The sequence below is a fragment of the Delftia sp. ASV31 genome, assembly GCF_016428765.1.
GTDB lineage: Bacteria > Pseudomonadota > Gammaproteobacteria > Burkholderiales > Burkholderiaceae_C > Comamonas > Comamonas acidovorans.
On the sequence record NZ_JAELTK010000132.1, the window covers coordinates 1 to 10,665 of the forward strand.

Below are 10,665 nucleotides of genomic sequence, written 5' to 3' on the forward strand. Positions count from 1 at the left end.
CCCCCCCCCCCCCCCCCCCCCCCCCCCCCCCCCCCCCCCCCCCCCCCCCCCCCCCCCCCCCTTGTTCCTCATCCGGCGACCACCGAGATCTACACTGTTCGCATTTCGTCGGCAGCGTCAGATGTGTATAAGAGACAGATTAAACCCATGATTTGAATGGCTGCTTCCGCACGCTGTTGCAACTGCGGGTTCTCTAAACCCATTTGCGGACAACGACCCAACAAATAAGCTTCCCCGCCAAACTTCCACTTCAATTAAATCATCAGGGGCAGCGCTATCGCATGCCCAGCCACTTACACTCACATGATATGGCGTAGATATTTGCTCCACCACTCCCGCCGCATATGCCGTCGAAATAGATACAAAGAAAATTATGGCACCGATTATATTTCTCTTCAAAGCCTTGCTCCCTATAGGATAATTTAGATTGACACAGCACTACGGAAGACTGAAAGATTCATCTAGATTCGATACAAAAGAATCAATCAAGCACTCCTATCTCATTATATATTCAGCGCATCCGAGCCAGAACATCTTCCACAAGACTATTCAACTGCCGCATTGATATCTCAATCTCAAGATTGATCGCCTTGACTTGATCGCGTTTGCTCGGCTCATCGCTGGCCTGAATCCGCCGGCGGGCTTTCACCAAGTTGGATATATGCTTGTCGACCAAGCCTGCAGCCCCGTCCAGCTGGGCCAGCCGCATATCGAGCCGCACCGCATCGGCTTCCTCCCCGCGCTCCACCCGCCCCTTCGTCTAGGCCATGCTGACGTTGATGCGCTTGACGTTCTCGTATTAGCCAGCGCTCTGTCCGTTCACGCCGCGCGAATTGCCATAGACCCGGCCGACCAGGACGAGCTGGTGCGCGGCCAACTCCTCCCCCGTCCAGGCCGCTGTCGCCATGCCGACAACCTTCGAAGCCTCCCGGCCCACCCCCCGGTGATCTGCCCGAACAGGTACTCGATAGCCTCGGGCGTGGGACTGAAGGCACCTGGCCGCCACTCGTTGCCGCCTGTGGTTGCATTCGCAGCGGTGGCTACCCACCGAAATGGCGCTGCGGTCGAGTCCTTGGCCCGGGCGCCCCCCCCGGCTTGGGGTCCTTGGAGCTGCGGTCTTCCCTGTAGATTTCCCGGCCCGTCCAGTCCTTGTTATCGATCAACGCCAGAGCGGGGTCGAACCAGGTTGGCGACAGCATTTGCTTCAAGTTGGAAGATCAGCCCAGCGGGTTGTACGCATCCATGGCCACCACGGCCATGTCCAGGACGTGACCCATTCGGCTCTTGGTCGGGTCGTCGTGCACGGCCATCTCCACGATGGCGCGCCCGATGTTGGGGAAAACATCGAACCCCAACGGTAGGGGGATGGCCACACAGTCCTGCCGGCCCAGCGGAATGATGATGGACCGCTCTTCCACAAAGTCCGGGATCTTCTTCCATTCGTCGTCGGCGCCATCACCGCCGCCCATCATCAGGTAGCCAGCCATGGCCGACACCATGCCCAGGGCCCCTCCCATCATGACCTTGCGCCCGGCCGGCTCAGCCAGCGTCTCCAGCATGCGCTTGTTGCCCTGAATCGCCGCGTTCAGGAAAGCGAAGTGCGCGCCGGCCACGGGCATGTTCCGTCCCTTGCGGTTGAAGTTCACCGTGATGTTCTTGGCGATGCTCGCGGCCTCTTGGCGGCTGATGCCTTGGTCCAGCGCAGCCTTGTAGACGCCCAGGCGCGTTGTGGCTTCCAGGGTCTCATGGAAGCCCGGCAGCCAGGCGAGCAGTGCGCGGCCGTTGCCAACCACCTTGCCCTCGCCCACCTGGTCCAGCGCCCTGTGCAGTGCCTTGGCGCAGTCCTTGGGATCGGCGTGCAGGTCACGGTAGCCGGTGGTGCCGCCGTCCAGCTGCAGATGCTCCCACAACTTGGCCCATTCGCTTGTGCCGGCGCCCTCCTCCCGGCGCTCGCGGCGCAGATCCTTGTAGAAGGAGCGGGTGTTGCGCCGGATGTTGCGGAACACCTCGGCCTGCTTGCCAGCCAGCGGCGTGGTGGACAGCTGCAGCATGGCGCCCTGCAGGTCGCGCGCCAGGTTCATGACGCCGAACACCGGGTTGTACTGAGTGTTGACGGATGCGAACCAGCACGTAATCCAGGCCGCGCCCCCCGTGAACCTGTCCAGCTCCATGGTGTCCATGTTCTTCATGGCCATGGCCAGGCGCACGGCTTTCTCGTTGCGCTCGTTGAGCACGATGTACTGGTCTTTGCCGCCTATCCGCACGGACACAACATTGGCGCGCAGCTTTGCCGCGTGGTCCACCCTCGTGCGCACCAGGCCGGTAGCCGGCCATGCCGTTGCACGAGTCAGCCGCGTCGTCGTTGCTCTCTTCCACCACTTCCGCATCGAGAGGGCAGCGACCCAGGGCAGCCAGCACTGCAGCGTTGTCTTCCTCGGGGTCGTAGTCGTTTTCGTCGGCTTCCATAGCCTCGCGCTCGGCGTCGGACAGGAGGCTCAGGGTCGTCGTTCAAGCTCATGTGTGCGTCCTTACGTGGTTTGGATCACGGCAGGGTGGCATGCTTGGTACGAGTGGGGAACATCGTGAAAAATCCGCCGACAACCATCCTTACCCAACGACGCTGGCCATTTGCACAGAAATCAGTGATAGAAAAATATACTTTTTATTACTAAAATCACTGAGCGCTACTCTAGCCATTGACAGCAACGAGTGCATTCAAGCCATGTTTCCTTTCGCGACTTGATCTCAACCATTGAGAAGATATCCTCAATAGCAAAAACATTCCTCCAAACCTTAAATCAGGTAACTAGCAATGGCCTACATGATTAAAATTCCGCAAAAAATAAGGCTCTTACCTTGGTTTTTTCGAGAGATCGCCGTTCTTTTTATGCAGTTGTTCTTGCTGCTGACTTGCGCGCATGCCGCAGCTCCGGTTATCACGAACCCAGCGTCAGGAAGCACGCTACCGACCATCGCCGTAGGACAGTCCATGAGCATCCCCATATCGTCCATAGGGGGCACAATGCCTTTGGACCAGTGGGTAGAGTGTGACGCAAACGACCCAGACTATGACGGAGTGACGCCTTGCCTCCCGCCAGGGCTCATACTGGACGCTTCGCCAGGCTCGGCGACCACGGTCTTGCATGGCACCCCCACCACAGCCGGCGCGTATACCTTCAGCATCACTCTGAATGACGGCCACAACGACGGTGGTGTGGCCACGTATCACCTGTTGGTCACCAGTTCCGCTGTGCCCACGCTGACGAACGTCGCCCCCAACAGCGGCAGCACCGCCGGCAGCACCTCGGTCACGCTCACCGGTACCAATCTGACGGGCGCCACTGCAGTCAGCTTCGGAGGTACAGCTGCCTTGGGCTACACCGTCAACAACGCCACCACAATTACGGCCACCACGCCGGCCCACGCTGCAGGCGCTGTGAATGTTGCGGTCATTACGCCTGGCGGTTCGGCCACTCTTACCAATGGATATACCTACAACGTGCCAGCGCCTGTTGCAGGGGCAGTGAGCGCCACGGTCGCAGCCAACAGCAGCGCCAACCCCATCACACTGAGCCTCAGTGGCGGCGCCGCCACCAGCGTGGCCATCGCCAGCGCAGCCAGCCACGGCACTGCCACAGCCAGCGGAACCAGCGTCACTTACACACCGACGGCAGGTTATTCGGGCTCAGACAGCTTCACCTATACCGCCGCCAATGTCAGCGGCACCTCCAGCGCGGCCACGGTGTCCATCACGGTCAGTGCCCCGATCCTTGCCATAGCCCCGGCCAGCCTGCCCAACGGCTTCGTCAATTTCCCCTACAACGGCACCGTTTCGGCATCGGGGGGGACCGCACCCTACACCTATGCCATTACCGCTGGAAGTCTTGTTCCCGGACTGGCCCTGAATACCTCCACCGGATTGATCAGCGGCACGCCCTTCGCCAGTGGCACCGCCAACCTGACCATTACCGCCACAGATGCCAACAGTGCCACGGGATCAAAAGCCTACACATTCATGATCGCTCCCCAGGCGCCTGTCGCTGGACCAGTAAGCGCCACAGTAGCCGCCAACAGCAGTTCCAATCCCATCACGCTGAATCTCAGCGGCGGCGCTGCTGCCAGTGTGGCGGTCGCAAGCGCGGCCAGCCACGGCACTGCCACGGCCAGCGGGACCAGCATCACTTACACACCCACGGCAGGCTACTCAGGCCCGGACAGCTTCACCTATTCCGCCACCAATGCCACAGGTACATCCAGCCCGGCCACGGTATCCATCACCGTCAGCGCTCCGACAATTGCGCTAACTCCTACCAGCCTGCCCAACGGCACGACCGGCTCAAGCTACAGCACTACCTTGTCTGCCTCCGGTGGGATGGCGCCCTACACCTACACCATTACCGCTGGCACTCTTCCCATCGGGCTGAGCCTGAACACCTCCACCGGAGTGATCAGCGGCACGCCCTCCTCCAGTGGTACCACCAACCTGACCATCACGGCCACAGATGCCAACAGTGCCACGGGATCAAGAGCCTACACATTTGCAATCAATGCCCAAGCGCCCGTCGCCGGCACCGTCAGCGCCACGGTTGCTGCCAACAGCAGTGCCAACCCCATCACACTGAATCTCAGCGGCGGCGCCGCCACTAGCGTGGCCATCGCCAGCGCAGCCAGCCACGGCACTGCCACGGCCAGCGGGACCAGCGTCACTTACACACCGACAACCGGTTACTCAGGCCCGGACAGCTTCACCTACACCGCCACCAATACCAGCGGCACATCCAGCCCGGCCACGGTATCCATCACCGTCAGTGCCCCGACCTTGGCTGTGGCGCCGGCTTCCCTGAACGCAGGGCTCCAAGGCACCACATATAGCGCCACGATCAGCGCGTCGGGTGGCACCGCTCCCTATAGCTACACCATCAGTTCAGGCAGCCTTCCAGCAGGTATGTCCCTCAATACATCGACGGGCACCATCAGCGGAACCCCCTCCTCCAGCGGCACCAGCAGCTTTACAGTGACGGCCACGGATGCCAACGGCGCCACAGGCTCACGGGCCTATTCGGTAGCTGTGACAGCACCGGTCGCCGAAACCGTACCGCTGCCCGGCAACGCAGGCAGTGCGTCCGTACTGGTCACCAGCACCCAGGCGGGTTGCACGGTGTCCCCCGGAACCCTTCGCATCAGTGCGTCGGGCATTCCCAGTGCACCGGCGAATGCATCCTTCCCAGTGGGTGCGCTGTTCTTCAGTACCACCGGCTGCGCAGGCGCCAAGCTCCAGGTGCAGGTGGACTACCCGGCCGGCAGCCTAGCGGGGTTGACGATGCAAAAATATGGCCCCCACGGCCAGTCGCCCATGCAGGTCGGCTGGTTCACGCCGCCGGACCTGGCTGTCAATGGCAATTCGGTGAGCTACAGCGTCACGGATGACGGCGAGGGCGACAACGAGACCACCGTGCCGGGCGTGATCACGGATCCTTTCGCGCCCATGTTGCTGGCGGCACCTGCAGCCTCGCACGCAATTCCCACGATTTCTGAGTGGGGCCTCATCGTGTTGTCGGCGCTGATGTCAATGTTCGGACTGTCAAGAATGCGGCGACGACAAGTCTGAGACACAAGCCACCTCCGGGTGGCGTTTCCTTTTGCCCGCCCGCGCGCTCGTCAACGCGACATGTTGGGCCAGGAATCACTCATCAGGGCTGCATCAGCTGCACGCCCATCAGCCTTTGCTGCCATAACCGACTCCAGGCCCGCGCGCTCCAGCACCTCGACCTCGCGGCCCATGTCCTCCAGGATCTGCTGGGCCGTCTGCCCGGTCTTGAAGTCACCGTGGGCGCCGTCGTGTGGCAGGAAGTCCGTGCCCCAGCGGTACGGCAGCTTCTCCATCTGCTCCACATACCACTCCAGCGTCTTCTGGTTGTCCTGCATGAAGTTAATGACGCGGAAATCCATGGCCGGGCGCTGCACGAAGGCGATGGCCATGTTGTCGGCCCAGCCCAAGTCCCAGACCGTGTGCACGGGCAGTTTGGGGTTATAGGGCACCAGGCACGCGCGGTCGTCGTTGTACAGGCGCTCCACCTCCTTGGCATAGATCGCGCCCGCCACGGTACGCTTGGGCTGGCCCTCCCACACGTTCCAGTAGGTGTCCGGGTCGCGCTTGAAGTGCCGGCGGCGCTCTTTCTCCAGCACCTCGGGGAACCATGGGTTGTCCCGCCAGTTGATTTCGCACCGCCAGGTGTCGCCGTCGGCCGCATCGATGAACCGCGCATAGGTGGCGTCCGTGGCCAGGTCCGGGTTGAGCGTGAGCCAGATTTCCGAACCAGGCCGGCGGATGGTCGGCACCAGCACCTCCCAGCTGCGGGCGCTGACGCTCTGGGCCTCCTCGATCCACACGATGTCGATGGCCTCAAAGGACTTGATCGAGTCCACCGTGTGGCTCTGCAGGCCCGCGAACAGGATCAGCGTGCCGTTGGCGCCGCGGATCTCCGTGTCCAGCACCTCGTAGAACCCGCCCAGGCCCAGGGCCGCGATCTGGTCCGACAGCAGGCGGTGCACCGAGTCACGCATGGATTTCTGGATCTCGCGCGCGCACAGGATGCGCAGCGGGCGATTGCTGCCCATCACCAGCAGGGCCATGGCCACGCTCCAGGACTTGGCCCCGCCGCGCCCGCCGTACATGACCTTGAAGCGCTTTGGCTGGAACAGGCCGCGCAGCTTCGCGGGGAGCTCGACCCGGACGCGCGAGCGGTCTACCTCGTAGTCCTCGGCGAAGTCCGGCTCATCATCCGCCAGGTGCGCGGCCTGCAGGCTGGTGGACAGCAGGTTCATGCGCCCTCCCCGTCCCGTGGATCGTGCTCACGCGCAGGCGCGTCCACGAAATGCAGCTCGAAGTGGCCCACGTTGCCGCCGCCGTTCGGCCCCTTGCCCGCGTCCTTGTCGTTCATGCCGAAGGCCTGGCGCTCCATGTCCACCACGATGCGCAGGCTCTCGGCCAGCACCTTCATGGTCTTGGAGCGCTCCGGCAGGCTTATGACCTTATGGCAGAGGTCGTTCAGCTTGTCCATGCCGTTGTCGTCGGGCGAGCGCAGCATCTCGCCCAGTTCCTGCAGGTAGGCCACCGTGTCCGCGTCAGCCATCTGCTCCAGCTCATCCAGCAGCGCGTTGGTGATCTTGCGCGCCCTCTGGATGTCCCGCCTGTGCGCCAGCCTGATCGTGGCCACAGCCTGCACATTCGCATTCACCACCTCACGTTCGGACGCAGTACGCTCCGCGCGTACCTCACTGCGTACCGCCTCCTTGCGTACCAGTTGCTCGGCCTTCTCCTGGATGCGCTCCGACAGGTCCCGGCTCCAGTCGTCACGCTTCGCGCGCTTGCGGATCGCTCCCTAGCTGATGCCCTGCTCTGCTGCGATCTGCCGAAGGCTCTTGATGCCCGCCCTGTAGTCCAACTCGATGCGCTCCCACTGCGGCGCTTGTTTCTTTTCCTTGCTCAAGCGGCTACCAAGTTTCAGTTATGGACACAAAAGACACAAATTTCTACAATTCCCGCTGCATTCGGTAGCCGAAGGTCGATTCGGCATCCAGCGCTTACAGGTAGCGAGTCGATTGCTATAAATAAGGGGATCAATATGTCTTCCGGAATTTTCCGCGGCTTGGCTCTGAGCAGCGTCGTTGCACTTGCCGCGTATGTAGGCACTGCCGGCGCTCAGTCGCTGACAGTGTCTGCGGCCTATACCGACGTCTCGTGCTATGGGGGAAGCAACGGCACCGCTACCGCTTTCAACATCCAGAACGGCACACCGCCCTACTACTACTCGTGGGCACCTTCTGGCGGCACAAATGCCACTGCATCAGGGTTGCAGCCAGGCACATATACAGTCACGGTGACAGACTCGAACACCCTGCAGGGAACGGCGACTGCGACTGTCGGAGGACCTGCAGCGGTTCTCTCAGGCACTCAGTCTCAGGTGAATCCGGTTGGAGGAGGCAGCAACGGCAGCGCGACCGTCGTGCCTACCGGAGGCACCCCTGGCTACACGTATTCCTGGGCACCATCTGGAGGTACGGCAGCCACGGCAAGCGGGCTGAGTGCGGGCTCATACTGGGTCACGATCACAGACGCCAATGCTTGCCAAAAGACACTGAACTACACGCTGGCCGCTTCAGCCCCCTCCGTGCAATCTGTCAGCGTCCCTGCCAACGGAACCTACACCGCTGGGCAGAGCCTGCAGTTCAATGTCACCTACAACGCCCCCGTCACGGTCACAGCTGGGGGCCCGCCCTCCATCCCCTTGACGATTGGCGCGACCTCCAGGCAAGCGAACTTCGTCAGCGGCAGCAACACTTCCACGCTGACCTTTACATACACCGTGCAGCCAGGAGATGTTGACGCAGATGGCGTAACGCTGGGATCGTCTATCGCTCTCAATGGGAGCACGATGACGAGCGGTGGCACCAATGCTGTGCTGACCTTGGCAAATGTAGGAGCAACCTCCGGGGTCCTAGTGAATGGTCAGCAAGCCCAAACCATCACATTCTCAAACCCCGGTGCCCAGAACTTCGGCACCACGCCAACACTGACCGCAACGGCCAGTTCCAACCTGCCTGTGACCTTCACATCTTCCACCACAAATGTCTGCACCACCTCTACTGGCGGCGCACTGACATTCGTGGCCCTTGGCTCCTGCACTATCAATGCGAACCAAGATGGCGGCGGAAGCTACGCGCCCGCACCTCAGGTATCTCAGACCTTCACGGTGAGTGCAACAGCACCTGGAGCTCCCGCGATCAGCAACGTCACTGCAGGTGACGGCCAGGCAACCGTTACCTTCACTCCTCCTGCATCCAACGGTGGCAACCCCATCACCGGGTATATCGTTACCGCGACTCCCGTGGGCGCGCCTGGTGTAGTCACTCAGCAAGGAACGGCATCACCCATCGTCGTGGTCGGCCTGACCAATGGCTTCGTCTACAACTTCTCCATCGCGGCAACCAACGGAACTACCGGCACGCCCTCCCCCGCTGTACAAGCCACCCCGCGCAAACTGGAACTGGCGAGTGCCCCCGGCAGTGTGCCCGGCATGGCTGGCACGCCGACTGCCACGATGTCCGGCGGCGGTCCCACCTGCACGCTGCAAACTGGCGGCGGCTTCGGGCCCGCGGCATCTACGCCGCCTGGTCTGCAAGCACCCAACGGCCAATTTGCGTTCAGCGCTGAAAACTGCACGGCTCCCTTGACGATGACACTCACGTACCCCAGCGCTCTTCCCCAAGGCGTGCAGTTCCGCAAACCCGATGGTGTCGGAGGCTGGTTTGATCCTGCCACCCCCTTGAATGTCGTCGTCAACGGCGCGCGCACCACGGTGACCTACACCATCACGGACAACGGCCCTGGTGACACCAACCCTGCTGTGGGCGTGATCGCCGACCCACTCGTGCCCGTGCTGGCAGCAGCTCCAGCCGGCGGCGCGGCTGCGATTCCCTCCCTGAGCGAGTGGGGCGTCATCCTGATGTCGGCTCTGCTGGCATTGTTCGGCCTGCGCCGCATGCGTCGTCAGCGCTGATAAAGAACTGACCTGAAAAAACAAGGCCCGCAACCGCGGGCCTTTTCTTTGTCTGTGCGTCTACAGGCGGCGTGCGGCGATCTGCAGGCGCTCGGCCAGCGTGGGCTTTGCAGCCAAGCCCTCTGCCGTTCCCTGCACACCGTCGCGGCCTGTTGCAGCTCGCGCGATGAGTGCAGTACCCAGAGCACCACTCACAAGGCGGCTCATGCCACTTTCCGCCCGCCGGGCGTGGCGCAGCGCCAAGAGGCCAGCACCGAGCACCAACCAGTGCTCTCCCGTGAATCCCTTGCGAGAGTCATCCCACTTGCGCAGGTCCTGGATCTTTTCTGAAATCGCCATTCGTTGCTCCTGTTTCATCGAGCTTTCATGTTGGGCCAGCAGCGGGCTGCAGGCTGTCCGTCCCTGGGCAAGATTTCGGTGGCGAAAGTCCTACGGGAGCGACGAGAGCCCGTGCAAGTAAACAACAGAGCGCGCGTGCCCTATCGCAGCAAACGCTTGGCGACGACACTTTATGTGTCCATCTACCCACCTACAAATTCAGAAGCGGAATATTTATTCTAAAACCGCCATTAATTATAGATACTAAATCAAAAATTATATAAACATCAGACTCGCCCATCAAAAACAGAGTTATCTTCGCTCCGGAATAGGCTCATAGTCATTGGAAATTCTTTTCCCCTTCAAAAATCCGGGAACATCATGCAACACAAGCATGTCGCGTGTATGCAGCTTTTCAAGCCTAGTCCGAAGCTCCGCAACAAATGAATAATTTAACTTTCCGAACTCAATCAAACTTGAGCTTGCATTAGTTCCTGCATAAAATATCTTGTTCAACTCTCGGATACTTTTAAAAATATCATCAGAAATCCATAGCGCCTGAGACATTGATTTATGAATAACATTCCAAACCTTCTGATGTGCATCGTCATCTGAGAAAAGCATATGGTAAGGATTACCATCAACGTCAACTATTGCAGTTTTAATTAGTAATATCAATTTTTCTATCTCTTCATATGCAGCCACTCTACGATCTGTCTCTTATACACATCTAAAAAGGGGGGGGGGGGGGGGGGGGGGGGGGGGGGGGGGGGGGGGGGGGGGGGGG

The 10,665-nt window shown here is 60.9% G+C and carries 8 protein-coding genes and 2 pseudogenes; 3 read left to right on the plus strand and 7 right to left on the minus strand.

Annotated elements, in window-relative coordinates:
* Positions 1-511 precede the first annotated feature (511 nt).
* The 3 genes and pseudogenes from JHD82_RS29990 to JHD82_RS30400 form a co-directional block, all read right to left on the minus strand.
* Entirely contained in the window at positions 512-748 is a 237-nt protein-coding gene (locus JHD82_RS29990; RefSeq protein WP_233174913.1) for a hypothetical protein, read from the minus strand.
* A 71-nt stretch (positions 749-819) separates the two neighbouring features.
* Positions 820-1,146, minus strand: coding sequence for an LPD38 domain-containing protein (locus JHD82_RS30340; protein ID WP_269848166.1), 327 nt, complete (start codon positions 1,144-1,146; stop codon positions 820-822).
* Positions 1,041-2,387: pseudogene (locus tag JHD82_RS30400) on the minus strand (LPD38 domain-containing protein). Before JHD82_RS30400 ends, JHD82_RS30340 begins: the two are co-directional and overlap by 106 nt.
* 602 nt (positions 2,388-2,989) lie before the next feature.
* Here JHD82_RS30400 and JHD82_RS27420 point away from each other — a divergent pair.
* Positions 2,990-5,608, plus strand: a complete 2,619-nt coding sequence (locus JHD82_RS27420) for an IPTL-CTERM sorting domain-containing protein (RefSeq protein ID WP_199139944.1) — start codon at positions 2,990-2,992, stop codon at positions 5,606-5,608.
* A gap of 50 nt (positions 5,609-5,658) precedes the next feature.
* On the opposite strand, the gene JHD82_RS27425 is transcribed toward JHD82_RS27420, so the two are convergent.
* Entirely contained in the window at positions 5,659-6,825 is a 1,167-nt protein-coding gene (locus JHD82_RS27425) for a PBSX family phage terminase large subunit (protein WP_233174914.1), read from the minus strand.
* Positions 6,822-7,217: a hypothetical protein gene (locus JHD82_RS30520; protein ID WP_374191671.1), complete on the minus strand. Its 396-nt coding sequence runs from the start codon at positions 7,215-7,217 to the stop codon at positions 6,822-6,824. Before JHD82_RS30520 ends, JHD82_RS27425 begins: the two co-directional genes overlap by 4 nt.
* Before the next feature lie 408 nt (positions 7,218-7,625).
* Here JHD82_RS30520 and JHD82_RS30525 point away from each other — a divergent pair.
* Positions 7,626-8,045: pseudogene (locus tag JHD82_RS30525) on the plus strand (hypothetical protein); the annotation flags it as partial.
* A 243-nt stretch (positions 8,046-8,288) separates the two neighbouring features.
* Positions 8,289-9,560: an IPTL-CTERM sorting domain-containing protein gene (locus tag JHD82_RS27435; RefSeq protein ID WP_233174915.1), complete on the plus strand. Its 1,272-nt coding sequence runs from the start codon at positions 8,289-8,291 to the stop codon at positions 9,558-9,560.
* A 60-nt stretch (positions 9,561-9,620) separates the two neighbouring features.
* On the opposite strand, the gene JHD82_RS27440 is transcribed toward JHD82_RS27435, so the two are convergent.
* Entirely contained in the window at positions 9,621-9,917 is a 297-nt protein-coding gene (locus JHD82_RS27440) for a hypothetical protein (protein ID WP_233174916.1), read from the minus strand.
* Between the two features lie 273 nt (positions 9,918-10,190).
* Positions 10,191-10,583, minus strand: coding sequence for a hypothetical protein (locus tag JHD82_RS27445; RefSeq protein WP_199139948.1), 393 nt, complete (start codon positions 10,581-10,583; stop codon positions 10,191-10,193).
* Between the last annotated feature and the right edge of the window lie 82 nt (positions 10,584-10,665).